The organism is Streptomyces sp. NPDC091209 (genome assembly GCF_044757755.1).
Lineage (GTDB): Bacteria > Actinomycetota > Actinomycetes > Streptomycetales > Streptomycetaceae > Streptomyces.
The window spans coordinates 55,568-80,949 of sequence record NZ_JBIVVR010000011.1; the positions used below are offsets into that span (position 1 = coordinate 55,568).

At 70.7% G+C, this 25,382-nt stretch carries 14 protein-coding genes and 1 pseudogene; 4 read left to right on the forward strand and 11 right to left on the reverse strand.

Annotated elements, in window-relative coordinates; genetic code table 11:
• Positions 1–21: 21 nt before the first annotated feature.
• Positions 22–1,701, reverse strand: a complete 1,680-nt coding sequence (locus ACIQRL_RS29140; protein ID WP_401337122.1) for a Tat pathway signal sequence domain protein — start codon at positions 1,699–1,701, stop codon at positions 22–24.
• A 362-nt stretch (positions 1,702–2,063) separates the two neighbouring features.
• Here ACIQRL_RS29140 and ACIQRL_RS29145 point away from each other — a divergent pair, with 362 nt between their 5' ends.
• The gene (locus tag ACIQRL_RS29145) at positions 2,064–4,976 is read left to right on the forward strand and encodes a glycoside hydrolase family 3 C-terminal domain-containing protein (RefSeq protein ID WP_401337124.1); all 2,913 of its coding nucleotides are present in this window, start codon (positions 2,064–2,066) and stop codon (positions 4,974–4,976) included.
• Positions 4,977–5,468: 492 nt separating this feature from the next.
• Complete coding sequence (locus tag ACIQRL_RS29150) at positions 5,469–7,715, forward strand: N-acetylmuramoyl-L-alanine amidase (protein ID WP_401337126.1); 2,247 nt, start codon at positions 5,469–5,471, stop codon at positions 7,713–7,715.
• 393 nt (positions 7,716–8,108) lie between these two features.
• Here ACIQRL_RS29150 and ACIQRL_RS29155 read toward each other — a convergent pair whose 3' ends face one another.
• The 3 genes from ACIQRL_RS29155 to ACIQRL_RS29165 all read right to left on the reverse strand — a co-directional run bounded on the left by ACIQRL_RS29155 (position 8,109) and on the right by ACIQRL_RS29165 (position 14,258).
• Complete coding sequence (locus ACIQRL_RS29155; RefSeq protein ID WP_401337504.1) at positions 8,109–9,554, reverse strand: aldehyde dehydrogenase family protein; 1,446 nt, start codon at positions 9,552–9,554, stop codon at positions 8,109–8,111.
• A 472-nt stretch (positions 9,555–10,026) separates the two neighbouring features.
• Complete coding sequence (locus ACIQRL_RS29160; protein ID WP_401337127.1) at positions 10,027–11,703, reverse strand: PucR family transcriptional regulator; 1,677 nt, start codon at positions 11,701–11,703, stop codon at positions 10,027–10,029.
• A gap of 134 nt (positions 11,704–11,837) precedes the next feature.
• A complete protein-coding gene (locus ACIQRL_RS29165) occupies positions 11,838–14,258 on the reverse strand; it encodes an ATP/GTP-binding protein (RefSeq protein ID WP_401337129.1) in 2,421 nt (806 codons plus the stop codon).
• A gap of 301 nt (positions 14,259–14,559) precedes the next feature.
• Between ACIQRL_RS29165 and gabT the strand changes: the two genes are divergently transcribed.
• Together gabT and ACIQRL_RS29175 are read left to right on the forward strand one after the other, a co-directional pair.
• Positions 14,560–15,894 (forward strand): 4-aminobutyrate--2-oxoglutarate transaminase, encoded by a 1,335-nt coding sequence (gabT, locus tag ACIQRL_RS29170; RefSeq protein ID WP_392180336.1) that lies wholly within the window; start codon positions 14,560–14,562, stop codon positions 15,892–15,894.
• 201 nt (positions 15,895–16,095) lie between these two features.
• Positions 16,096–17,032, forward strand: a pseudogene (locus ACIQRL_RS29175) (phosphatase PAP2 family protein).
• On the opposite strand, the gene ACIQRL_RS29180 reads toward ACIQRL_RS29175, so the two are convergent.
• The 7 genes from ACIQRL_RS29180 to ACIQRL_RS29210 all read right to left on the reverse strand — a co-directional run bounded on the left by ACIQRL_RS29180 (position 16,971) and on the right by ACIQRL_RS29210 (position 25,374).
• Positions 16,971–18,749, reverse strand: coding sequence for a chitinase (locus ACIQRL_RS29180; protein ID WP_401337131.1), 1,779 nt, complete (start codon positions 18,747–18,749; stop codon positions 16,971–16,973). The pseudogene ACIQRL_RS29175 and the gene ACIQRL_RS29180 overlap by 62 nt on opposite strands.
• 396 nt (positions 18,750–19,145) lie before the next feature.
• Positions 19,146–19,604 carry a hypothetical protein gene (locus tag ACIQRL_RS29185; RefSeq protein WP_401337133.1) on the reverse strand — a complete coding sequence of 153 codons (459 nt, stop codon included), beginning with the start codon at positions 19,602–19,604 and terminating at the stop codon, positions 19,146–19,148.
• A 177-nt stretch (positions 19,605–19,781) separates the two neighbouring features.
• The gene (locus ACIQRL_RS29190; protein ID WP_401337135.1) at positions 19,782–21,209 is read right to left on the reverse strand and encodes an NAD(P)/FAD-dependent oxidoreductase; all 1,428 of its coding nucleotides are present in this window, start codon (positions 21,207–21,209) and stop codon (positions 19,782–19,784) included.
• A gap of 30 nt (positions 21,210–21,239) precedes the next feature.
• The gene (locus ACIQRL_RS29195; RefSeq protein WP_401337137.1) at positions 21,240–22,040 is read right to left on the reverse strand and encodes an ABC transporter permease; all 801 of its coding nucleotides are present in this window, start codon (positions 22,038–22,040) and stop codon (positions 21,240–21,242) included.
• The gene (locus ACIQRL_RS29200; protein ID WP_401337139.1) at positions 22,041–22,970 is read right to left on the reverse strand and encodes an ABC transporter permease; all 930 of its coding nucleotides are present in this window, start codon (positions 22,968–22,970) and stop codon (positions 22,041–22,043) included. It abuts the gene before it with no gap.
• The gene (locus tag ACIQRL_RS29205; RefSeq protein WP_401337506.1) at positions 22,970–24,121 is read right to left on the reverse strand and encodes an ABC transporter ATP-binding protein; all 1,152 of its coding nucleotides are present in this window, start codon (positions 24,119–24,121) and stop codon (positions 22,970–22,972) included. The genes ACIQRL_RS29200 and ACIQRL_RS29205 overlap by 1 nt, the downstream gene beginning before the upstream one ends.
• Positions 24,122–24,126: 5 nt before the next feature.
• Positions 24,127–25,374: a spermidine/putrescine ABC transporter substrate-binding protein gene (locus ACIQRL_RS29210; protein ID WP_389081882.1), complete on the reverse strand. Its 1,248-nt coding sequence runs from the start codon at positions 25,372–25,374 to the stop codon at positions 24,127–24,129.
• Positions 25,375–25,382 lie beyond the last annotated feature (8 nt).

Consider the following 25,382-nt stretch of genomic DNA (forward strand, 5'->3'; position numbering starts at 1 on the left):
TCTCCTTGCCTCAGCCCTGGGTCACTTGGCCGCGGAGCCGTTGTCGTCGAGCAGCTTCTTGTACCAGGCCCGCAGGTCGTCGCCGCCCTTCTGCTTCCAGTCCGCGACGGCCTGCTGCATGTCGCTGATCTTCTTGCGGCCGCGGACGATGTCGTCCTCCAACTGCTCGAAGTCGTTGGCGAGGTTGGTCCAGCGGTTGGGCTCGGTGATGGTCAGCCCGTAGAAGGAGGACTTCTTGGTGAAGGCGCCCATACGCTGCTGCCACTCGACCTGGAGCTTGGCGATGTCCGGGAGATCGGGGTGGGCGAGGTAGGCAGCCGGGTCGCCGGTGTAGTCGTAGGCGCCGTTGACCTCGTTCGTGCCCTTGGTGGTCTTGGTGGGCAGGCCGTCCTTGACCGTGTAGTCGGTGCCCTCGACGCCGTACGCCGTGAGCATGTACTCCTTGGTGCCGTACGGCGCCGCGCAGAAGTCGGCGAGCGCGAGGAAGTCCTTGATCTGCTGCTTGGACGCCTTCTTGCTGACGAAGGTGAAGATGCCCGCGGGCTGGGTCGCCCAGAGCGCGGGGTCGCCGCCGTCGGGGCCGAAGATGTCGAACGCGCCCATCTCGAAGTCCGTCTTCTGGGTGCGCTGTTCGGCCGTCAGGCCGTACCAGTAGGACAGGTCGCCGTTGAAGACGAGGGACTGGCCCGCGGTGAAGCGGTTGGAGGCGTCGCCCTTGACGGCCTTGGCGTCGGGGTGGACGACGCCCGCCGCGTACAGCTTGCGCGTCCACTCCAGGGCTTCCAGGTACTCGGCGGTCTCGATCCGGTTGACCAGTTTGCCGTCCCGCAGGTCCCACCACAGCGCCTTGTCGCTGCCGTTGAGGACGCCGTAGATGTTGAGCGCGGTCCACTTGAGGTCGTCGCAGGCCCACACCTTCGCCTTGGCGTCGGTGGCTTCCTTCGCCCAGGACAGGAACTCGTCGGGCGACTTGGGCAGCGTGTAGCCCTTCTTGGCGAAGATGTCCTTGCGGTAGAAGGCCGCGATGTTCGTGACGTACGAGGCCGGCATCGGGATCGCGCGGAGCAGGCCGCCGAAGATGGAGCGCTGCCAGGCGTCGGTCGGTACGGCCGCGAGGTTCGGGTAGTCCTTGACCTTGTCGCCGGACAGGTACGGGCCGAGGTCGGCGAACTTGGCGTTGATGGCGGTCGGTATCTTGCCGTTCAGGTTCCAGCCGGGGACGACCACCACGTCCGGGATGTCGCTGGAGGCGAGGATCGCGCCCAGCTTCTCGTCATAGGTGTTGCCGTCCTGGTTCTGCCAGGTCGCCTTGATGCCGATGGCCGCGTTCATGGCCGTGTAGTACGCGTTGTCGTCGGCCGGCGGTGTGCCCCAGAACGGCGACATGATCTTCAGGCCGCTGCCGCCGCCCAGCTTCTTCGGGACGGCGGTCTTCAGCGCGTTCAGGTCGATCGGCTGGGTGAAGCCCGCCGCTGATCCGTTCTTCGAGGGGATGTCGGGCGTGACGACGCTCGACGCCACGAACGTCGGAAGGATCTTCTGCGCGTCCTTCCCCGAGGTGGTGCCGTCCTTGTTGCCGTCCTGTCCACCGCCGCAGGCGGCGAGCAGGGGCATTCCGCCGGCCACGGCGGCCGCTGCGACCGCCGTGGAGGCGAGGAAGCTTCTCCGGCTGGGGGCGGAGGTGGCGGAGTTCGGCGTCATTGCGTCAACCCTTCATGGCGCACAGCAGGACACCCGGCGGTGGAGCCGTCGGCTGCGGTGTCTTGAGTGGATCTGCCTGAGCTGAAGCGGACCTCGGAGGACTGTGCCCTCCGAGGAGGAAAGCCCATCAGTCGAAGCGCTTCGATGTTGCTGCGAGGTTAAGTGAACGCCTGGGGGTGCACAAGGGTCGATCCCAAGATTCCTCGGTGGGGTCACGCAACAGGCTTGCTCCGCCTGGCACTTGAGATCCATGGCGGGAAAAGGAGTTGTTGCCTCGGGGTGTCTTGACACCTGCCCTCGGTCGAACGAGCATCGAAGCGCTTCGAAAGTATGTCGCCGCTCCACCGCAAAGGGATCACCACGTGACCGCAGAGACGCCACCCATGCCGCCCTTCCGTGACGCGAGCCTGCCGTTCGCGAAGCGCATCGACGACCTGCTGGCGCGGCTCACCCTCGACGAACGGATCGCGTTCCTGCACCAGTTCGGGCCCGCCGTCGATCGACTCGGCGTGCGGGCGTTCCGCACCGGCCAGGAGGCCCTGCACGGGGTCGCCTGGATGGGTCCGGCGACGGTGTTCCCGCAGGCCGTCGGACTCGGCGCGACCTGGAACGAGGATCTCGTGCGCCGGGTCGGGGAGGCCGTCTCGACGGAGGTCCGCGCGATGCGCGCCCGCGACGACCGGGTGGGCCTCAACGTCTGGTCCCCCACGGTCAATCTGCTGCGCCACCCGCTGTGGGGCCGCAACGAGGAGGGCTACTCGGAGGACCCGGCGCTCACCTCCGCCATCGCCACCGCGTACACCCGCGGGATGCGCGGCGATCACCCCGCCTACTGGCGCACGGCGCCCGTGCTCAAGCACTGGCTCGCGCACAACAACGAGACGCGCAGGGACACCTCGTCCTCGTCCGTCCGCCCGCGCGTGCTGCACGAGTACGACCTGCGCGCGTTCCGCGACACCGTGGTGGCGGGCGCCGTCTCCGGAGTGATGCCCGCGTACAACCTGGTCAACGGCCGCCCCAACCATGTCTCGCCGTATCTGCGCGAGCACCTGCGGGCCTGGACCGACCAGGAGCTGCTGGTCTGCTCGGACGCGGGAGCGCCCTCCAACCTGGTCGACTCCGAGCACTACTTCGACACGCACGAGGAGGCCACCGCCGCCGCGCTCCTGGCCGGCGTCGACAGCTTCACCGACCACGGCACGGACGGCTCGCGGATCGCCGGACGCGTCCGGGGCGCGCTGGAGCGGGGCCTGCTGACCGAGGCCGACATCGACACCGCGGTCCGCCGTCAGCTCGCGGTGCGCTTCCGGCTGGGCGAGTTCGACCCGGGCCTCGACCCGTACGCCGGAACCGGGGACTTCGACACGCCCGCCCACCGCGCGCTCGCCCAGGAGGCCGCGGAACAGGCGATCGTCCTGCTCAAGAACGACGGTCTGCTGCCGCTGCGCCCCGGCGTCCGGGTCGCCGTCGTCGGCCTGCTCGCCGACGAGTGCAAGCTCGACTGGTACAGCGGCACGCTCATCCACCGTTCGACCCCGCTGGAGGGCCTGTACGAGCGGTTCGGCGCCGAGCGCGTGGACTTCGCCGAGGGCGTGGACCGCGTACGTCTGAGGATGTCGTCGGGCAGGTATCTCGCGGTGCCGGCCGCCGATGACACGGCGCAGGAGGTACGCGGTGCCGGGGGCGCCCTCGACCCGGCGCTGCTCGCGGGGCGTACGGACCTGCCCCCGCTGACCGCCGACGCCGCCGGCACCGAACTGGCGCTGATCGACTGGGGCGAGGGGATCCTCACCCTGCGCGCTCCCGACGGGCGCTATCTCTCGGTCGCCGACGACGGCTTCGTCCGTGCCTCCGCCGACCAGCCGGGCGGCTGGGTCGTCCAGGAGACCTTCCGGCTGGAGCCCTCCGCATCCCATGAGAACGGCCACCTCCTGAAGCACCTGGGGACGGGCAGGTACGTCTCTGTCGCCGCTGACGGCGTGAAGGTTGCCGAGGAGGACACCGGGAACGCCGAGATCTTCCGGCTGGAGTTCGGCGAACGCGGCGAGGACGCGGTGGCCCGTGCCGCCGCCTCGGCCGACGTGGTCCTCGTCGTCGCGGGCAACGACCCGCACATCAACGGCCGCGAGACCGAGGACCGTACGACGCTGCGGCTGCCCGCCCATCAGGAGCGGCTGCTGCGGGCCGCCCGCGCGGCGAACCCGGACACGGTGCTGGCCCTGGTCTCCGCCTACCCGTACGCGCTCGACCACGCCGATCTGCCGGCCCTGCTGTGGACCGCGCACGGCGGCCAGGCGGCGGGCACCGCGCTGGCCCGCGTCCTCGCCGGGGACGTATCCCCCGCGGGCCGCCTCCCGCAGACCTGGTACGCCGGGGACGACGACCTTCCCAGCCTGCTCGACTACGACGTGATCAGCGGACGGCAGACCTATCTCTACTTCGAGGGGACTCCGCTGTTCCCCTTCGGACACGGCCTGTCCTACGCCTCGTTCGCCTACGCGGACCTTCACGTCCGCCGGGACACGGACGCGTTGACCCTCTCGTGCAAGGTCACCAACACCGCGACCGTGACCGCCGACGAGGTCGTCCAGCTCTACACCCGCGCGGTCGCCCCGTCCGTACCCCGACCGCGCCGCGAACTGGCGGCGCACCGGCGGGTCCGCCTCGCCCCGGGCGCCTCGGCCGCCGTCTCCTTCGAACTGCCGCTCTCCGCCCTGGAGTTCTGGGACGTGGCGCACGGCCGCCGGCGTCTGGAGCCGGGCCCGTACGAACTGCTGGTCGGCGCGTCCTGCGAGGACATCCGGCTCGGCGCGCGGGTCGAACTCGACGGCGAACCCGGCACTCCCCGCCCCGTCCGCGAACGCGGCCTGAACGCGGCCGACTTCGACGAGCAGCGGAACACCGGCATCGTCGACCGCACTAGGACGGCGGGCGACGCGGTCACCCCCGTGGACGGCGGCACGGGCGAACTCCTCTACCGGGACTGCGATTTCGGCGCGGGCGTCACCGGGATCGCCGTGGAGGTGGCGGGCGAGGGCGTGGTCGAGGTCATCCTGGACCGTGACCCGACAGCCTCCGCGATCCGGTCGGACGGGGCGTCGGCCGCCGAACCGCCGCCGGGCGGCAGGCCGGTCACCGAACTCACGGCGAGCGGAACGCGGGGGCCCTACGACTACCGCACCCTCACCGCCGCGTTCACCGCCGGCGGCGTGCACGACGTCCACCTCAGACTGCGCGGCCCCGTCCGGCTCGCGCACGTCGGCTTCTCCGGCTGAGGGTCCGGAGGAGCCGGCACAGGGGCCCGGCACCGGAAGGCATCGGTGCCGGGCCCCTTCCTTGACGACGTTAGCTGAAAACGATTGTCACTAGACATGTCGTTTTCGGTCACGTCCCGACAGACGGACGGCAGACAGACGGCAGACGGACGGCCGGAGCACGGGTGTCTTTGTGCTCTTTTAAGAACCGTTGGCCTTTTACCCGCCCTGAATTCACATAAAGCCGCACAGCGCGGTAAAGAAGTCGCCCGTCCCCCGCGAACCCGCCGTACCGTGCGTCGATTCGAAGGCCGGGTCCCGATACGGCAAGGGAATTGCCCCTGCCCGGATATCGCGCGAGGCGGCACCGGCACCGCCACCCCGTGTCCATTTCGGGTCGCAATGAGCCCCTCCGTTTTCCGTTATTCTGACGGCCGATAACAGCGGCACACGCCGGTTGAGGAGAACTCCCGGCGTGCGATGCCGTCAGACGTGGAGGGGCGTCCGAGGAATATGAGCAAGCGAAGAGTGTGGGTCACCGCCGCCGCGGTGACGGCGGCGCTGACCGGCGTCGCCGTCGTTCAGGGCTTTTCGGGGGGATCCGAGGGGAACGACGCGGGCCAGGACAAGCCGGTCACCGGACCGGTGCGGGCGCACGTGCGCTCCGCGGCGCTCCAGGTGAACGGCGACCACGCCGTGATCCCCCAGCACGACACCGCCCCGTTCAGTCTGGTGGGCCTGTCGTGGACGAAGCCGACAGCCGAACTGCCCGGCACCATCGAGGTCCGCGCCCGCAGCACCCGCAGCGGCGACTGGGGATCCTGGCGTTCCCTGGACGTCGGAGGCCACGGCGCCGCGGCGGAGGAGAGCCGGCACGGAGCCACCGAACCGGCCTGGGTGGGCACGTCGGACGGTGTGCAGGTGCGCGTCGACGGCAAGGGATCCGCGCTTCCGGCCGGACTGCGACTGGAGATGGTCGACCCGGGTGAGGGCACCGTCGCGAGGGGCCCGGCCCCCGTGGCGTATGCCACCGACGATCCCAGCGCCGAGGTGACCACGGCCGCGCCGGACACGACGACCACCGCACCGGAGGAGACCCAGACCACCACCGCCCCGCCGGTGGAGGACTCCTCGTCGCCCTCGCCCTCGGACAGCGTGTCGAGCGGCGCCCCGACGGCGACGGACACCCCCAGCGCCTCGGCCAGCGCCTCGGTCAGCGCCTCACCCACCGAGACGGTGCCGCCGGCGCCGACGTCGACGGCCCCGAAGCCCACCATCGTGAGCCGGGCCCAGTGGGGCGCCGACGAATCGATGAACGACGAAGCGCCCGGCTACGGCACGGAGATCAAGGCCGTCTTCGTCCACCACACCGTGGACGCCAACGACTACAGCTGCGCCGACTCCGCCGCCATGGTCCGCGCCATCCGCGCCTATCACATCGTGAGCAACGGGTGGAAGGACATCGGCTACAACTTCCTGGTGGACAAGTGCGGCACCATCTTCGAGGGCCGCAAGGGCGGTGTGGACCTGCCGGTGGTCGGGGCCCACAATCCGGGCTTCAACACCAACACCACCGGCATCGCCGTCCTCGGTGAGTACACCTCGATCGACGCTTCCGCCGCCGCCAAGGCCTCGGTCGCGCAGATCGCCGCATGGAAACTCGGTCAGTACGGCTACGACGCGACGGGCAAGGTCGACCTGACGGCCGGTATAGCCAACGGCAAGTTCGCGCTCGGCCAGACCGCGTCGTTCTACCGCATCTCGGGCCACCGCGACGGCTACTCCACCGAGTGCCCCGGCGACAAGCTGTACGCCTCCCTGTCCCAGATCCGCGCCCTGGCCGGCGGCCCCGTCACCGGGCTCGCCCTCAACCCCTTCACCGGCGTCGGTGTCTCCGGCACCACCGCCTACACCAAGAGCACCCTCACGGTGAACTGGACGACGACGACGCCGTCGGCCTTCATCCGGCGCTTCGAGGTGCTCGTGGACGGGAAGGCCGCCGCGACCGGCGGGCCGACCGCCACGTCCGCCCCGCTGACCCTCACCCCGGGCACGCACACCCTCGCCGTGCGCGTCACGCACATCTCGGGGAAGACCACGGTGACGCCCGACTCCACCGTGGTCGCCGAGACCACCGCGCCCTCCTTCACCACCAAGCCGTCCCTGTCGCTGCGCACCGGAACGGTCAACACCACCGCCGTCCCCGTGACGCTGAACTGGAAGGCCGCCGACAGCGGCGCGCTGAAGGAGGTCCGCCTGACCAAGCCGTCCGCGCAGAGCTACGGACCGACCGTCACCAGCGCCGCGCTGACCTCGGCCTCCGGCACGGCCGGCACCTGGTCGATGACCGCCTACGACTACGCCGGCAACACCGCCGCGGCCTCCGTCACGGCCACCCCGGTGATCCTTCAGGAGACGTCCGCCACCCGGACCGGCACCTGGACGGCCAAGTCCTCCAGCAGTTACCTGGGCGGCAAGTCCTACAGCAGCACGTCCAAGAACGCCTCGCTCACCTGGAAGTTCACCGGCCGCTCGGCGGCCTGGGTGGTCTCCCGCGCCACCGGCTCCGGCCAGGCGGACATCTACGTCGACGGCGTCAAGGCCACCACCGTGGACATGAAGTCGGCCACCACCGCGTACCGCGCGGTGCAGTGGACCAAGACCTGGTCCACGAGCGGCACCCACACGGTCAAGATCGTGGTCGTGGGCACCTCGGGGCGCCCGACCGTCACCACCGACGGACTCGTCTACCTCAAGTAGGCCCCTCACGCAGGACCCGGCCGTCCCTGAGCCGAGCGGCGCCCACGCGTCGCTCGGCACCGGGCCGGGGTGGTGCGCGCACCGGCCCGTGCGCTAACATGATCTTCAGCAGATCGGCGGAGATCACGCCGGTTCGCGATGCGTTGGTGGTCCAAGGAAAGACGTCCCGCTTCCTGCGGGGAAATGCAGGTGCAAGGCCTGCCCGGCGCTCCGTGAAGACCCTGTCCCGTGTTGTCCGGGACAGGGTCTTTTTCGATGTCCGGGCCTCGACCGGCCCCACCGCCGCCGCGGAACCCGGTGCTCGCGGCGCTCCGGGCCCGCGACGCCGGATACGCCGACGGCCGGAGCCCCCGCACACTCGGGCTCCGGCCGTCGGCCTCGATGAGGTTCTCGTCAGAGGGCGAGACCCGTCAGGACCAGCACACGCTCGTACGTGTAGTCGTCCATCGCGAACGTGACGCCCTCGCGGCCGACACCGGACTGCTTGGCGCCGCCGTACGGCATCTGGTCGGCACGGTAGGACGGCACGTCGCCGATCACGACGCCGCCCACCTCCAGGGCGCGGTGCGCGCGGAACGCGGTCTGCAGGTCGTGCGTGAACACGCCTGCCTGGAGGCCGTACTTGGAGCTGTTGACGGCGGCGAAGGCGGCTGCCTCGCCCTCCACCCTCTGCACGGTCAGGACCGGTCCGAAGACCTCCTCGCGGGAGATCGTGACATCGGCCGGCACATCGGCGAGGACGGTCGGCGCGTACGAGGCGCCGTCGCGCTTGCCACCGGTGAGCAGCGTGGCGCCGGCCTCGACGGCCTCGTCCACCCACGACTCGACGCGCTCGGCGGCGGCCTCGCTGACCAGCGGGCCGACATCCGTGGTGGCGTCGGACGGGTCGCCGGTGACCTGGGCCTCGACGGCGGCGACGATGCGCGGCAGCAGCCGCTCGTACACCGCGGCGTCCGCGATCACGCGCTGCACCGAGATGCAGGACTGGCCGCCCTGGTAGTTGGAGAAGGTCGCGATGCGGGTCGCGGCCCAGTCCAGGTCCGCGTCGCTCGCGAAGTCGGCGAGGACGACGGCCGCGCCGTTGCCGCCCAGCTCCAGCGTGCAGTGCTTGCGCGGCACCGAGTCCATGATCGCGTAGCCGACCGTCTCGGACCCGGTGAAGGAGATGACCGGAAGGCGCTCGTCCTGGACCAGGGCGGGCATCTTGTCGTTGGCGACCGGCAGGATGCTCCACGAACCGGCCGGGAGATCGGTCTCGGCCAGCAGGTCACCGATGATCAGACCGGACAGCGGGGTCGCGGGCGCCGGCTTCAGGATGATCGGGGCACCCGCGGCGATGGCCGGCGCGACCTTGTGGGCGCACAGGTTCAGCGGGAAGTTGAAGGGCGCGATACCGAGGACGACACCCTTGGGGAAGCGGCGCGTGAGGGCGAGCCGGCCCTGACCGCCCAGGTCGGTGTCGAGGCGCTGCGCCTCGCCGCCGTTGAAGCGGCGGGCCTCCTCCGCGGCGAACCGGAACACGGACACCGCGCGGCCGACCTCGCCCCGGGCCCACTTGATCGGCTTGCCGTTCTCGGCGGAGATGAGCTGCGCGATCTCCTCGGTGCGCTCGGCGAGACGGCGCGAGACGTGGTCGAGGGCGGCGGCGCGTACGTGGGCCGGGGTGGCGGCGAACTCGTCGCGCACGGCGTACGCGGCGGCCACGGCCTCCTCGACCTGGGCCTCGGTGGGCACGCTGACCTGCCCGACGACCCGGCCGTCCCACGGCGAGGTGACGTCGAACGTGGTGTCGCCGGTGGCCTGGCGGCCGGCGAGCCAGAAGGCGTGGGTGGCCCCCACAATTTCTTCCTGAGGCATGTGCGAGTCCCGGCCCTTCCGTATGGGGGTGACGACGAGGGTGTTTCTGGCGGTGCTGCGCTTTCCCGTCCACGGTAGGGCCGGGACCACGGTCGACGGTTTGTCCGGTGCGTAGCAGTCGGGGGGTGGGGTGCGCCGGTTTGGCCTGATCGCCCAGGGTCGCCGGACGACGGGGCCGAGGTGGCCCGTACCCCGTGCGGGAAGGTCACCGAGGCAACCGCGCCTCGTGCCTCATATCTCGTGCCCGATGCCCGATGCCCGGTGCTGATGTCCGATGCCCGATGCCCGATGCCTGCGCCGCGGGCCCGGGCCTCCTGCCCCGCGGCCCCATGACCCGTGGCCTCCTGCCCGTGACCCCGTACCTCATGACCCGTACCTCATGACCCGCGCCCCGCGGCCCGCGTGCCGGGCCCCGTGCCGCACGGCCGGGGGACCACCGCCGGAGGCGGTGGTCTCACTCTCCCGGCGTGGTCGTGGCCTTCAGGGCCAGCCAGAGTTCCATCCGGACGTCGGGATCGTCCAGCGATCGGCCGAGGATCTCCTCGACCCTGCGCATCCGGTAGCGCAGCGTGTGCCGGTGGACCCCCAGGTCGGCGGCCGCCGCGTCCCACTGGCCGTGGCGCGACAGCCACGCCCGCAGGGAGGCGACCAGGTCCCCGCGGCCGGTGGCGTCGTGATCGTGGAGCGCCCGCAGGAGCCCGTCCGCGAAGGCCCGCACCGCGTCGTCCGCGAGCAGCGGCAGAACGGACCCGGCCGCCAGTTCCTCGTGCTCGACGAGGAACCGGCCCCGCCGCCGGGCGACGGACAGGGCTTGTTCGGCCTGCTTGTAGGCGGCACGGGCGGCGATCGGACCCGCGGGCGCCGACAGCCCGACGACGAGTTCGTCCTCGATTCCGGCGGCTCCGGCGGCCCCGGCGGGCTGCTCGCGCGGGACGGCCCGCGCCGATTCCAGCACCAGGGCGTAGTCCCCGCAGGCCGCGACCGCGGCGCCGCCGTCCACCGCCAGGACGACCAGCCGCTCCCCGTCGGGCACCACGAGGACGGACTCCCCGGAACGCGCGGCGGCGGATTCGACGACCTCGGCGAGAGCGCCCAGCGGATCGCCGTTGACGTCGGGCACCGCGACGGGCGTCTTGGAGGGCGCGGCGGAGCCCGCGCGCGCGTGCCCCTCGGCGTGCGCCCGCCCGGCCGACGCGGACACCGACTCGGCGATGATCAGCCGGAACGGCGCGTCGAGCAGTTCGCCGTACAGGTCCCCGGCGACGGCGCGTGCGTGGTCGGACTCTCCCGCGAGCAGCATCCCCAGCACGGCCGCGCCGATCCGCTGTTCGGCGGCGTGCAGGGACCGCGAGCGTTCGGTGGTGAGCGTGAGCAGGGCGATCGCCGAGTGGACGGCGTAGCGCTCGGCGGTGCCGAGGGGCCCGGCGGTCCCGACGGCGAGCGCGGCGCGCGGCCTGCGTCCCGTTCCGAGGGAGTGCAGTTCGACGCGGTCCTCCCCGCCGACCACCGAGCTCGCGGGCGCGGGCCGTTCGCGCAGCCGCTCCACGTCCGGGGTGAGCCGCGCGGCACGGCGCCCCGCCCAGTCCGGCGCGGTGGCGACGACGGCACCGGACGCGTCGTAGAGCGCGGCCCAGCCGTCGACCTGTCCGGCGAGTGCGCCGAGCAGGCCCTCCGGTCCGCCGTTCAGCGCCTGCTTGGTGAGTTCGCGCTGTGCGGCGAACCCGGCGGTGACGGCCCGGTACTGATCCGCGGCGATGGCGGCGGACACGGCCTTGCTGATGGCGAGGAAGGGGGTGCGCCGGGGCACTTCGAGGAGCGGCAGCCCCGCCTCGTCGGCGGCGTCGACGAGCGCCTTCGGGATCTCGTCGTAGTTGACCCCGACGGCGAAGCCGATCCCGACGACTCCGGCACCGGCCAGCCGCTTCACGTAGCGCCGCATGACGTCGGGATCGTCCGCGTCCAGCTTCAGCGCCGTGATCAGCAGCAGCTCCCCGCCCTCCATGTACGGCACGGGGTCGGCGAGCTCGCTGACATGGGCCCAGCGGACGGGCACGTCCAGGCGGTCCTCGCCCGCGCGCACCGTGAGCTTGAGCGCGGAGTGGTGGACGAGCGAGGCGAGCGTGGGGGGCATGATGCCTTCAGGTCGGTGTGATCTCTGTGATCTTTTGGCCGCGGCGTATGAACGGCCTCTGTCGATTCTGCCTCACCGTACGGTCGCCGCGTACGTTCCCGTCCATATGTCCTGGTCAGCCCCGCAGCCGTCCGTCAGCCCCGCAGGTCCACCAGCAGGGGCGGGGTGTGTTCGCCCTTCACGCTGGTCAGCGACAGCACCGCGTGGCCGGGCGGCACCGCGTGGGCCAGTTCGGACGCGGACCAGCGCTCCCGCTCGACCTGGCGCACGGTGACGGCGTCGGTGGTCACGGCCTTGCCGGTCACCAGCTTGCGCAGCGCGTGGATGGCCCGGGTCATGGGCTGGTCGGCGAAGACGGTGTGCTGGGCCACGTCGCGCGCCTCCACCCACTCGGTGCCCCAGGACTCGGCGAAGCGGCCGCCGTCCCACGTCGTGACGCCGGAGAAGGCCATGCGGCAGCCGACCGCTCCGTACAGCGGACCGTGCAGTGCCTCGGGGATGTCCCCGATCGTTCGCAGGGCGAGGACCACTCCCGCGTTCTGCGCCCGGAAGCCCTGGATGCGGCGGACCGTCTCGGCGGTCAGGGCCCCGGTCGCGTCGTCGAGCACCAGGCAGGCGAAGTGCCCGCGCTCGCCGCCGCCGCGGACGACGGCGGCGAACTGGGCGAGCAGCAGCCGGGTGATCAGCTGGGACGCCTCTTCGTAACCACGTTCCGGGAGGTCGATCCGGACGCGCAGCGGATGATGGGCGACCGCCCGGAGCGAGAACGGCCGGGCGCTCCCGCCCGCGCCGAAGAAGTCCGCGAAGACGGGCCGGTCCAGCAGCGCCAGCCGGTCGGCCAGCGCCGGGCCCGGGTCGTTGGCGCCGCCCGTCTGCCGCAGCCGCGCCTCCAGTTCACGGAGCATCGCGGGGTGCCCCCCGGCCGACAGTCCCTGCCGCAACGGCTCCAGTACGGCGGGCACGCCTTCGAGCAGTTCGCGCAGCACGGGAATCGTCGGGAACGTGCCGTGCACGGCGCGGTAGGGGCCGAGGAGCTGGGCGAGTGCGGTGGCGGCACGCCGGACGTCGACGCTGTCGACGCTCCCGACCAGGCCCTCCGCGAGAAACGCGGCCGCCTCGTCGGGGTCGTCGGAGTCGGCGTACAGGTCCAGGTCATGGACCGACTCCGGATGGCCGAGCTTCACGACGACGTCGTACGACGTGTCCGGGCCGACCGGCGTCCCGGTGGCGGCCACCACGACGACCGCGCACCGGGCGGTGAGTGCCTGCAGCCCCAGCGACTCGACGACCGGCCTGACGAGATGGCGTGTCTTCCCGGAGCCCGCCGGTCCGACCGCGAGGAGCGAGGTGCCGAGGGTCGCCGGATCGAGGGCGGCACCGGCGCCGGAGTAGGCGAGCGGGGTGCGTTCCCGGGCGACCCACCGGCCGAGCCGCACCTGGGCCGCGAGCAGGTCGTGGGAGGCGGCGCGGGAGGGCAGATCGCGGTCTCCGGACGGATGGGTCCAGGCCGCGGCGCCCCGGCGCAGCACGGAGTCGCTGAAGACGGCGAGCTGTCCGTCCCGCTTCGCCGAGGTCCAGGCACGCAGGATCCTCGCGCAGTCCACGTCGTTCATACGGCCGGTCAGCACCTCGGAGGACAGCAGTTCCGCCGCTTTGTGCTGTCCGGTCGCCCTCAGCTCGGGCCATTCGGCCGGAGGGCCGGACGTCTCCGCGGGCTCGGCCGAGGCGGCCGGCGTGCCCGCCGGAGCCGGCCGCGAGCCGAACCGCTCCTTGGCGAGCGGCCACCATCCGCCCAGCTTGGCGAAGGGCAGCAGGACCAGCACGGTGATCAGCGTGTAGACGCCGTAGCTGAGAGCGAGCGACTGGAACACATCGTCCCCGCCGGCGATCAGCGCCACGAGGGACAGCACCGGGTTGACGACGGGCAGGGGGTCCCACCCGACGCCCGGGAAGGCGTCCGGCCAGACGAACGTCAGGGTCACCAGGGCCGCCAGGGCCGCGATGACGGCCCGGCCGGGCTGCGCTCGCCTGACGACGAAGTGGTGGGCGACCTCGCGCCAGCTTCCGAGACGGCCCATCGCGTAGATCAGCGCGCCGAAGAAGAGACCGTCGTAGACGACGATGGCGTCCACGCCCTGCCAGGACTTCGGGGAGGTCGTCCCGCCCCACCACCAGTCGCCCGGCGTGAACAGTTTCAGCACGACGAGCTGATAGGGAACGGCCCCCCGGCGCCACAGCGACCAGACGATCAGCCCGATCACCAGGGGGATCACCAGGCCGACGATCGTCACGGAGGCGAGCCGCTTCCGCTCCTTCGGCTCCCGGGGGGCGACGTATCCGTACCGCCAGATCCCCAGTGCGGCGTCGGGGCGCGGCGCGTTGAGCCAGTCGCGCACGGCCGGCCGGGGCGACGCCGCCTGGCCCGGCACGGACGGCGGTCCCGAGGGCCTGGGCGGAGCACCGCCGGGAGTGGCGGGAGTCCCGGGGGGCGCGGCCGGACGAGGCACGGGATCGGCATGCGTGCCACGTGCGTCGCGCGTACCGTCGAAGTCCATCGTGTGCGCCCCCTGACCAGCCAGTCCGCTTGTCGCTCTCAGGCCAATCTAGTGGTCCCGCGGGGGGAGTTCACCGTTTACGCGGCCGGGCCGGCCGCGGCGGCGGGCCGCGTCGGACCGGCTCCTCTATGTCCACCGCGGACAACCGATTCCTCCGACAGCGCCCACATGGCGCATGCCGACCCCCCCTTCTCGGCTCTAGCCTGCGTGGAAAGAAGGCAAGTGTCCGAAAACCCCCCGCCCGGACCACCCCGCGTTCGCCGGGGACCGTCCGGTTCGCAAGATCATCAGGGAGCCCCTCATGACCGCACTTCCGCAGGAGCGCCGCGTCGTCACCGCCATTCCCGGCCCGAAGTCGCAGGAGCTGCAGGCCCGCCGCACCGCCGTGGTCGCGGCCGGTGTGGGGTCGGTGCTCCCTGTCTTCACCACGCGCGCCGGCGGCGGGATCATCGAGGACGTAGACGGCAACCGGCTCATCGACTTCGGCTCCGGCATCGCCGTGACGTCGGTCGGCGCGAGCGCCGAGGCCGTCGTGCGCCGGGCCTCCGCCCAGCTCCAGGACTTCACCCACACCTGTTTCATGGTCACGCCGTACGAGGGGTACGTAGCCGTCGCCGAGGCGCTCGCCGAGCTGACCCCGGGTGACCACGCCAAGAAGTCCGCCCTGTTCAACTCGGGCGCCGAGGCCGTCGAGAACGCCGTCAAGATCGCCCGCGCGTACACCAAGCGCCAGGCCGTCGTCGTCTTCGACCACGGCTACCACGGCCGGACGAACCTCACGATGGCGCTGACCGCCAAGAACATGCCGTACAAGAACGGCTTCGGCCCGTTCGCGCCCGAGGTCTACCGCGTGCCGGTGGCCTACGGCTACCGCTGGCTGACCGGCCCGGAGAACGCCGGTGCCGAGGCGTCCGCGCAGGCCATCGACATGATCAACAAGCAGATCGGCGCCGACAACGTCGCCGCGATCATCATCGAGCCGGTGCTCGGCGAGGGCGGCTTCATCGAGCCCGCGAAGGGCTTCCTGCCGGCCATCAGCCAGTTCGCCAAGGACAACGGCATCGTGTTCGTCGCGGACGAGATCCAGTCCGGCTTCTGCCGTACCGGCCAGTGGTTCGCCTGCGAGGACGAGGGCATCGTCCCGGACCTGATCACCACCGCCAAGGGCATCGCGGGCGGTCTGCCGCTCGCCGCCGTGACGGGCCGCGCCGAGATCATGGACGCCGCGCACTCCGGCGGCCTGGGCGGCACCTACGGCGGCAACCCGGTGGCCTGCGCCGGTGCGCTCGGCGCGATCGAGACGATGAAGGAGCTCGACCTCAACGCCAAGGCGAAGCACATCGAGTCGGTCATGAAGACCCGCCTCGGCGCCATGGCCGAGAAGTTCGACATCATCGGCGAGGTTCGCGGACGCGGCGCCATGATCGCCATCGAGCTGGTCAAGGACCCCGCCACCAAGGAGCCGAACCCGGAGGCGGCCGGCGCGCTCGCCAAGGCCTGCCACCAGGAGGGCCTGCTGGTCCTGACCTGTGGCACCTACGGCAACGTCCTCCGCTTCCTGCCCCCGCTGGTCATCGGCGAGGACCTCCTGAACGAGGGCCTCGACATCATCGAGCAGGCCTTCTCGCGCATCTGACGCCCGAGACACCGCGGCGCCGGAGTCCGGGATACCGTCCCAGGGGCGGATTCCGCCCGGTTCCGGTGCCGCGGCGTTCCGGGTCGGGGCGTGTGAAGAAGGTGTGCGAGGTGCATGGCGGGACGCGATTCCTCCTGTCGGAGCCGCACACCCTGCCGTAGGTTCTAACCAGATCAGCGATACACCCGCCCACAGGGGACTGTGGGTGACACCGGGCCGAGGCTTCCCCGGCCTCGCCCTGGCCGTGCCCTCGCGCACACACCCGGAGCTTCCGGCTCCGGTTCTCCTCACCGATCGGACAGTCGCCCGCCCCAAACCCCCCGGGGCGCGCGGCATTCCGGTCCGGTCGGCCGCCTCGGAACCACCCCCCCTGTTCCGGGGCGGCCGACCCCCCTTCTTCCCTCCTCCTCCGCCGGGCCCGTTCTTCGGCCCGCCGAGGCGGGCGGGTGGTGCCGCGACAGCGTCGGACAATGGCAGGCTGTCCCCCATGCCCCGCTCGCCCCTCCTGTTCGGCCTGCCCGCCCTCTGCTTCCTGCTCATCACCTGGCAGGTCCTGGCGGGCGGCCCGCTGGTGAGCCTGGACCGGCGGATCAGCGGCGCCGTCGTCCACCCGGACCGGTTCTCCGAGGTGCTCGCCGACCTGGGCAGTGTCCAGGTGGCGGTTCCGGTCCTCGCCCTGACGCTGCTGTACGTCGCCCTGCGAGGCCGCGCCACCGGTCTGGACCGCTGGTGGCTGCCCCCGGCCGCCGCCGCGGTCCTGATGGCCCTCGTCCCCGCGGTGATCGTGCCGCTGAAGAACCTCGTCGCCCGGCCGGGCCCCCCGGTCATGGGACCCGGCACCGGCTTCTATCCCTCGGGACACACCGCCACCGCCGCCATCGCGTACGGCGCCGCGACGCTGCTCCTCCTCCCCCTGCTCCGCACCGCGGGTGCCCGCGGCGCGCTGCTGAGCGTCTGTGCGGCCGTGAACGCGTGCGTGGCTTTCGGCCTGGTCAGGCGCGGCTACCACTGGCCACTGGATGTGGTGGCCAGTTGGTGCCTCTGCGCGGTGCTGCTGTACTCCCTGCGGCTGTTCGTCAGCCGAAGTACGCGTCGAAGTTCCGCGAGAACTCCCATCCTCCGAACCGGTCCCAGTTGACCGACCAGGTCATCAGGCCGCGCAGGCCCGGCCAGGTGCCGTGGGTCGCGTACGAGCCGCAGTTCGTCTTCTTCGTGAGGCAGTCGAGCGTCTTGGTGACCTCGGCCGGGGCCACATAGCCGTTTCCGGCGTTGGTGGTGGCGGGCATGCCGATCGCTATCTGGTCGGGGCGCAGGGGCGGGAAGACGTTGTTCGCGTCACCCGCGACCGGGAAGCCCGTCAGCAGCATGTCGGTCATCGCGATATGGAAGTCGGCACCGCCCATGGAGTGGTACTGGTTGTCGAGGCCCATGATCGACCCGGAGTTGTAGTCCTGGACGTGCAGCAGCGTCAGGTCGTCACGCAGCGCGTAGATCACCGGGAGGTAGGCGCCGGCGCGGGGGTCCTGGCCGCCCCACTTCCCGGTCCCGTAGTACTGGTACCCGAGCTGGACGAAGAACGTCTCCGGGGCCATGCTCAGGACGAACTTCGACCCGTACTTGGCCTTCAGGGTCTTCAGGGCCGAGATGAGGTTGACGATCACCGGGGTGGTCGGGCTCTTGAAGTTCGTGTCGCTCGCGTCCAGGGAGAGCGAGTGGCCCTCGAAGTCGATGTCGAGGCCGTCCAGACCGTAGGTGTCGATGATCTTCGAGACCGAGGAGACGAAGGTGTCGCGGGCGGCCGTGGTGGTGAGCTGGACCTGGCCGTTCTGGCCGCCGATCGAGATCAGCACCTTCTTGCCTGCCGCCTGCTTGGCCTTGATCGCCGCCTTGAAGTCGGCGTCGCTCTCCACCGTTGCGCACTCGGTGACGGGGCAGCGGTTGAAGCGGATGTCGCCCGAGGTGGCGGAGGTCGGCTCACCGAAGGCCAGGTCGATGACGTCCCAGCTGTCGGGCACGTCGGCCATGCGCGTGTAGCCGGCGCCGTTGGCGAAGCTCGCGTGGAGGTAGCCGACGAGGGCGTGCGTGGGCAGGTCGGAGGAGCCTCCGCCGCCCCCGCCGGAGCCCGCCGAGGTGGTCGCGGTGACCGCGGCCGACTTCGCCGACTCGCCCGCCGCGTTCGTCGCGGCCACCTGGAAGGAGTACGCGGTGGACGCGGACAGACCGCTCACGGTCGCCGAGGTGCCGGTGGCCGTCTGGACCTTCGCTCCGTCGCGGTAGACGGCGTACCCGGTCGCGCCGGGCACCGCCGTCCAGGACAGGCCGACCGCCGAGGAGGTGACCGTGCCGACCGTCAGTCCGGTGGGCGCGGCCGGCGGCTGCCCGGCGTCGACGCCGGGGCCGGTCAGCGAGAGGTCGTCGGCGTAGTAGGTGCCGGTGCCGTACCAGCCGTGCGTGTAGATCGTGACCTGGGTGGTGGCGGCGCCGGTGCGGAAGGTGGTGCTCAGCTGCTGCCAGTCGGCGGCGGACGGGGTCCAGGTGCTGACGTCGGTCGTACCCGTGCCGGTCGCGCCCAGGTAGACGTAACTGCCGCGGACGTATCCGGAGAGGGTGTACTGCGCGTCGGGCTGCACGGTCACGGTCTGCGAGCACTGCGCGTAGTCGCTGCCGGCCGGGGTCGCCATCAGCGCCGAACTTCCGCTTCGGACGGGGGAATTGACGGTGCTCGCCGCCGTACAGGTCCAGCCGGTCAGGCCCGACTCGAATCCGCCGTTCCTGGCGAGGTCCGCGTCGGCCGCACGGGCGGCGGACGAGAGCACGACCAGGCCGGGGACGGCCAGGGCGGTGGCCGTACACACGGCGAGCAGCCTTCGGCGACCGCGCGCGAACGGTCTGTTGTGTCTGATGGGATCCACGACTGCCTCCGGGCATGGGGGAGTTGGAGGATGGGGCGCGCCCAACTTGGTCCAGACCAATTCGGTTGTCAAGTCCTCCGGCAGGCAACGGAGTTCGGACCGCCACCGAGCCGACTTCCGAACGGTCGAACGCGCCGGCTCCCGGGCCTTCACCGCCCCGGCTCCTGGACGGTCACGCCTCGGCTCCCGGACGGTCACCGCGCCGCCTGCCGGACGGCTGCTGCGCCGCCTTCCGGACCGCCAGCGGGCCGCCCTCCCGGCCGTCACCGGGCCCGGCTCCCGGACCTTCGCCGGACCGCCACCGGGGGAGGACTTCGGACGGCCGCCGGGCACGGACCCTCACCCCCGTCGGTCCTCGTTGCCGGCGAGGCCCGCCGCGGCCTCGTGCATGGCCAGTTCGAGCAGGGCCGGGTCGGTGAGCGTGCCCGAGCCGTCCGGCGGGACCAGCCAGCGGACCCCGCCGGTGGACCGCCCCGGGTAGGGCACCACGATCCAGGTGCCGTGACCCGCTGTGCGCACCCCCGTGCCGAGCCATCGGGCCGCGGTGCCCGCGGGCACGAAGAAGCCCATCCGGGCGTCGCCGAAGTCGACGAGCACCGGACCGGGTTGGTCGATGACCCGGGTCAGTACGTCGAGGGTCGGATAACCGAGCTCGGCGGGCAGAATGAGGACGTCCCAGGCCCTTCCCGCAGGCAGCAGCGCGATCCCGCGGGGATTGCGCTCCCACTCCCAGCGGCAGGCCTCGGGATCCGGTGCCACGGATGTCAGCCACTCGACCGCCGCCTTGGGCCCTGTCATGACGGAACCTCCCTCTCGTGTCGACGCTGTTCGCGTCACAGAGGAGAGGGAGGTCAGGGCCGGTCATTACGCGAGTTCCGGCTACCAGTTGACAAAGATTCAGGAAGCCGCCCGACGCCGGGCGCGCCGGTGGATCAGGTCCGGGCCCGCACGCCGGTGGACGTGCGGGCGCGAGCCTCAGCTGTCGAAGCCGAGGCCCAGTTTGTCCATCGTCTTCAGCCACAGGTTGCGCCGGCCGCCGTGCGTGTCCGCCCGGGCCAGCGACCACTTGGTGAGCGCGATGCCGGTCCAGGCGAACGGCTCGGGCGGGAACGGGAGCGGCTTCCGGCGGACCATCTCCAGCTCGGTGCGTTCGGTGCGCTCCCCCGCGAGCAGGTCGAGCATCACATCCGCGCCGAACCGGGTGGCGCCCACACCGAGGCCCGTATAGCCCGCCGCGTAGGCGACCTTGCCCCCGTGTGCGCTGCCGAAGAAGGCCGAGAACCGCGAGCAGGTGTCGATCGCGCCGCCCCAGGCGTGGGAGAAACGGACGCCCTCGAGCTGCGGGAAGCAGGTGAAGAAGTGCCCGGCGAGCTTGGCGTACGTCTCGGGGCGGTCGTCGTGCTCGGCGTTCAGCTGGCCGCCGTAGGGGTAGATCGCGTCGTAGCCGCCCCACAGGATCCGGTTGTCGGCCGACAGCCGGAAGTAGTGGAACTGGTTGGCCGAGTCGCCGAGCCCCTGGCGGTTCTTCCAGCCGACGGACGCGAGCTGGTCGGCGCTCAGCGGCTCGGTCATCAGCGCGTAGTCGTAGACCGGGACGGTGTACGGGCGGACACGCTTGACCAGGTTCGGGAAGATGTTGGTGCCGAGGGCCACCCGGCGGGCCCGGACCGAGCCGTACGGCGTGCGGACGGCCATGCCGGCGCCGGACGGCTTCAGCGCGAGGGCGGGCGTGTGCTCGTACACCCGCACTCCGAGCTCCACGCACGCCCGCTTCAGACCCCAGGCCAGTTTCGCGGGGTGGAGCATGGCGACACCGCGGCGGTCGTGCAGCCCGGCCAGGAAGGTCGGGGAGTCCACCTGCTCCCGTACGGCCTCGGTGTCGAGGAACTCGATGCCCTCGGCGAGGCCCGCGCGCTCCAGCTCCTGGTGCCAGTCGCGCAGTTCGGCCGCCTGGTGCGGCTCGGTGGCGACGTCGATCTCACCGCTGCGCTCGAAGTCGCAGTCGAGGGAGTAGCGGGCGACGGCCGCCTCGATCTCGTCGAGGTTGCGGGCGCCCAACTCCTCCAGCTTCCCGATCTCGTCCGGCCAGCGGGTGAGCCCGTTGGACAGGCCATGGGTGAGGGACGCGGCGCAGAAGCCGCCGTTGCGGCCCGAGGCGGCCCAGCCCACCTCGCGGCCCTCCACCAGGACGACATCCCGCCCGGGGTCACGCTCCTTGGCGATCAGCGCGGTCCACAGTCCGCTGTAGCCGCCGCCGACGACGAGCAGGTCGCAGGTCTCGGCGCCGGTGAGCGCGGGCTCGGGGCGTGGTCTGCCGGGGTCGTCCAGCCAGTACGGGACCGGCTGGGCGTCGGAAAGGGATTTCGTCCACTGATTACCACGGGTCATGGCGCTTGGGGCCATGATTTCAACTCCCTACAAAGGTGACGAGCGTTATGCCTTTTGCCTGTTCCGGCGATTTCCGATGATCATTCCGAACAGGACGAAGAGTACGGCGACGAGGAACATGGCCGTACCGATGACGTTGATCTGAACGGGTGTTCCGCGCTGTGCCGAACCCCAGACGAACATGGGGAACGTGACGGTCGAGCCCGCGTTGAAATTGGTGATGATGAAATCGTCGAAGGAGAGCGCGAAGGCGAGCAGCGCGCCCGCGGCGATTCCGGGGGCCGCGATGGGCAGGGTGACGCGCAGGAAGGTCTGCGCGGGGCCGGCGTAGAGGTCCTGGGCCGCCTGTTCCAGCCTCGGGTCCATCGACATGACACGGGCCTTGACGGCCGTCACGACGAAGCTGAGGCAGAACATGATGTGGGCGATCAGAATCGTCCAGAAGCCGAGCTGCGCGCCCATGTTGAGGAACAGGGTGAGCAGCGAGGCGGCCATGACGACCTCGGGCATCGCCATCGGCAGGAAGATCAGCGAGTTCACGGCGCCGCGCGCGCGGAAGCGGTAGCGGACCAGCGCGAAGGCGATCATCGTGCCGAGGACGGTGGCCCCGATCGTCGCCCAGACGGCGATCTGGAGGCTGAGCCCGAGCGAGCCGCACATGTCGGCGACGCCGCACGGGTCCTTCCAGGCGTCCGTGGAGAACTGCTGCCACTCGTAATTGAAGCGCCCCTTCGGTTTGTTGAAGGAGAACACGGTGACGACGATGTTCGGCAGCAGCAGATAGGACAGCGTCAGCAGTCCCGCGATCACGACGAGATGGCGCTTGAGCCAGTTGACGAAGGGCATTTAAACCAGATCCTCCGTCCCGGACCGGCGGATGTAGACCGTGACCATGAGGAGAATCGCGGCCATGAGAATGAAGGAGAGCGCGGCGGCCGTCGGATAGTCCAGGATCCTCAGGAACTGGGTCTGGATGACGTTGCCGATCATGCGGGTGTCGGTCGAGCCGAGGAGCTCGGCGTTGACGTAGTCACCGGCCGCCGGGATGAAGGTCAGCAGCGTTCCGGAGACCACGCCCGGCATCGACAGCGGGAAGGTGACCTTGCGGAAGGTCGTCCAGGGCCTGGCGTACAGGTCGCCCGCGGCCTCGTGCAGCCGGCCGTCGATGCGCTCCAGCGAGGTGTAGAGCGGGAGGATCATGAACGGCAGGAAGTTGTACGTCAGACCGCACACCACGGCCAGTGGTGTCGCGAGGACGCGGTCGCCCGCGGTCCAGCCGAGCCAGTCGGTGACGCTCAGGACGTGCAACGAGTTCAGCACGTGCACGACCGGGCCGCTGTCGGCGAGGATCGTCTTCCAGGCCAGGGTGCGGATCAGGAAGCTGGTGAAGAAGGGCGCGATCACCAGGATCATGATCAGGTTGCGCCAGCGGCCCGCGCGGAAGGCGATCAGATAGGCCAGCGGGTAGCCGAGCAGCAGGCACAGGACCGTGGCGGCGGCCGCGTAGGAGACCGAGCGCAGGAACTGCGGCCAGTACTCGGCGAGCGAGTCCCAGTAGGTCGCGAAGTGCCAGGTGACCTTGTAGCCCTCCTCCAGGGAGCCCGTCTGCACGGACGTGGAGGCCTGGTAGATCATCGGCAGCGCGAAGAAGACGACCAGCCAGAGCAGACCGGGCAGCAGCAGCCAGTACGGGACCAGGCGGCCACGCTTTTTGGGCGGCTTCCGGGTGGGCTCCGGCGCGATCGGTGGCGCCTCCACCTCGGTGACGGTGGCCATCAGGCGGCCTCCTCCTCGGCCAGATCGACGCCCGCATCGATGTCCTGGGCGGCGTCGAGGCCGAAGGTGTGCGCCGGGCTCCAGTGCAGGACGACGTCCGCGCCGGGGACCAGGCGGGAGTCCCGGTCGATGTTCTGGGCGTAGACCTCGAACTCGGGGCAGACGGCGCTGTCGATGACGTACTGCGTGGAGACGCCGATGAAGCTGGAGTCGGCGATCTTGCCGGTGATCCGGTTGCGGCCGGCGGGTATCTCGCCCGCGTCGTCGGCGTGCGTGAGGGAGATCTTCTCCGGACGGACACCGACGAGCACCTTGCCGCCGGCCTGCGCCGGGGCGGAGCATCGCGCCTGGGGCAGCACCAGCTTGCCGCCGCCCGCCTTGAGCACGATGTCGTCGCCGCTGCGGGAGTCGACCTCGGCCTCGATGAGGTTGGAGGTGCCGAGGAAGTTGGCGACGAAGGTGGTGTTCGGGTTCTCGTAGAGGTCGGCGGGCGCGCCGAGCTGTTCGACACGGCCCGCGTTCATCACGGCGACCGTGTCGGCCATGGTCATGGCCTCCTCCTGGTCGTGCGTGACATGGACGAAGGTGATGCCGACCTCGGTCTGGATGCGCTTGAGCTCCAGCTGCATCTGACGGCGCAGCTTGAGGTCGAGGGCGCCGAGGGGCTCGTCCAGGAGCAGCACCTTGGGATGGTTGATCAGCGCACGGGCGACCGCGACGCGCTGCTGCTGGCCGCCGGAGAGCTGGTGGGGTTTCTTGCGCGCCTGCTCACCGAGCTGGACGAGGTCGAGCATGTCCTCGACCTGCTTCTTGACGCTCTTGATCCCGCGCCGGCGCAGGCCGAAGGCGACGTTCTCGAAGATGTCCAGGTGCGGGAAGAGCGCGTACGACTGGAAGACGGTGTTCACCGGCCGCTTGTACGGCGGCAGATGCGTCACCTCCTGGTCGCCGAGGTGCACGGTGCCGGAGGAAGGTTCCTCCAGACCGGCGATCATGCGCAGGGTGGTGGTCTTGCCGCAGCCCGAGGCGCCGAGCAGGGCGAAGAAGGAGCCCTGTGGCACGGTCAGGTCGAGCGGCTGCACGGCGGTGAAGGAGCCGTAGGTCTTGCTGATCCCGGTGAGGCGGACATCGCCGCTGTTCTCTGTCGTCATCATCATCACGCCCCTGTGAGCTTCGCGAACTTCTCTTCGTAGGCGGTCTCTTCCTTCTGGCTCAGTGCTCGGAAGGAGTGGGACCTGGCCTGCATGGCCTTGTCGGGGACGATCAGCGGGTTGTTCGCCGCGTCCTGGTCGATCTTGGCAAGGTAGGGCTTCACGCCCTCGACCGGTGTCGCGTAGTTGATGTACGCGGCGAGCTCGGCGGCCTGCTGGGGCTCGTAGTAGAAGTCGATCAGCCGCTCGGCGTTCGTCTTGTGACGCGCCTTGTTGGGGACCAGCAGGTTGTCGGTCGACGTCAGGTAGCCGCTGTCGGGGATGACGAAGTCGACGTCCGGGCTGTCGTTCTTGAGCTGGACGATGTCGCCGGCCCAGGCGACACAGGCCGCGATGTCGCCCTTGGTCAGGTCGGACGTGTAGTCGTTGCCCGTGAAGCGGCGGATCTGGCCCTTGTCGACGGCCTTCTGGAGCCGGGCGATCGCCGCGTCGAAGTCGTCGTCGGTGAACTTCGCCGGGTCCTTGCCCATGTCGAGCAGGGTCATGCCCATGGTGTCGCGCATCTCGGACAGGAAGGAGACGCGGCCCTTCAGCTTCGGGTTGTCGAGGAGGTCGGAGACCGACTTCACCTCGATCCCGTCGAGCGCCTTCTTGTTGAAGGCGACGATGGTGGGGATGCCCTGCCACGGGTACGAGTAGGCGCGTCCCGGGTCCCAGTCGGGGTTGCGGAACTGCGACGACAGGTTGGTGTAGGCGTGCGGCAGGTTGGAGGGGTCGAGTTTCTGCACCCAGCCCAGGCGGATCACGCGCGCGGCCAGCCAGTCGGTGAGGACCATCAGGTCGCGGCCGGTGTCCTGGCCCGCGGCGAGCTGCGGCTTGATCTTGGCGAAGAACTCGTTGTTGTCGTTGATGTCCTCGGTGTACTTGACCGAGATTCCCGTCCGCTTGCGGAAGGTGTCCAGCGTCGGATGGTGCTTGCCGCTGTCGTCGAGGTCGATGTACTCGGTCCAGTTGGAGAAGTTGAGGGTCTTCTCCGTGGCCGAGTGGTCCTGGGCGGACGTGCCGCCCTGTGTCCTGCCCGCCGCGGGGATCCCACAGGCGCTCAGCGCCCCGAGACCGCCGACGGCCAGCGCGCCGCCTGCCGAGGCGCGCAGCAGTGACCGGCGGGTGAGGGACGCCCTGCCGTTCCGGAAGCTGCGCCGCAGGGCGGCCAGTTGCACCGGGGACAGGCGTTCGGGCTCGTACTGCTCCATGCTCTGAT

Bases quoted from the DNA above. Each gene is read 5' to 3' on its own strand.
- ACIQRL_RS29140 (WP_401337122.1), bottom strand. From the start codon at position 1,701: ATGACGCCGAACTCCGCCACCTCCGCCCCCAGCCGGAGAAGCTTCCTC.
- ACIQRL_RS29150 (WP_401337126.1), top strand. From the start codon at position 5,469: ATGAGCAAGCGAAGAGTGTGGGTCACCGCCGCCGCGGTGACGGCGGCG.
- ACIQRL_RS29160 (WP_401337127.1), bottom strand. From the start codon at position 11,703: ATGCCCCCCACGCTCGCCTCGCTCGTCCACCACTCCGCGCTCAAGCTC.
- ACIQRL_RS29165 (WP_401337129.1), bottom strand. From the start codon at position 14,258: ATGGACTTCGACGGTACGCGCGACGCACGTGGCACGCATGCCGATCCC.
- gabT (WP_392180336.1), top strand. From the start codon at position 14,560: ATGACCGCACTTCCGCAGGAGCGCCGCGTCGTCACCGCCATTCCCGGC.
- ACIQRL_RS29185 (WP_401337133.1), bottom strand. From the start codon at position 19,604: ATGACAGGGCCCAAGGCGGCGGTCGAGTGGCTGACATCCGTGGCACCG.
- ACIQRL_RS29190 (WP_401337135.1), bottom strand. From the start codon at position 21,209: ATGGCCCCAAGCGCCATGACCCGTGGTAATCAGTGGACGAAATCCCTT.
- ACIQRL_RS29195 (WP_401337137.1), bottom strand. From the start codon at position 22,040: ATGCCCTTCGTCAACTGGCTCAAGCGCCATCTCGTCGTGATCGCGGGA.
- ACIQRL_RS29200 (WP_401337139.1), bottom strand. From the start codon at position 22,970: ATGGCCACCGTCACCGAGGTGGAGGCGCCACCGATCGCGCCGGAGCCC.
- ACIQRL_RS29205 (WP_401337506.1), bottom strand. From the start codon at position 24,121: ATGACGACAGAGAACAGCGGCGATGTCCGCCTCACCGGGATCAGCAAG.
- ACIQRL_RS29210 (WP_389081882.1), bottom strand. From the start codon at position 25,374: ATGGAGCAGTACGAGCCCGAACGCCTGTCCCCGGTGCAACTGGCCGCC.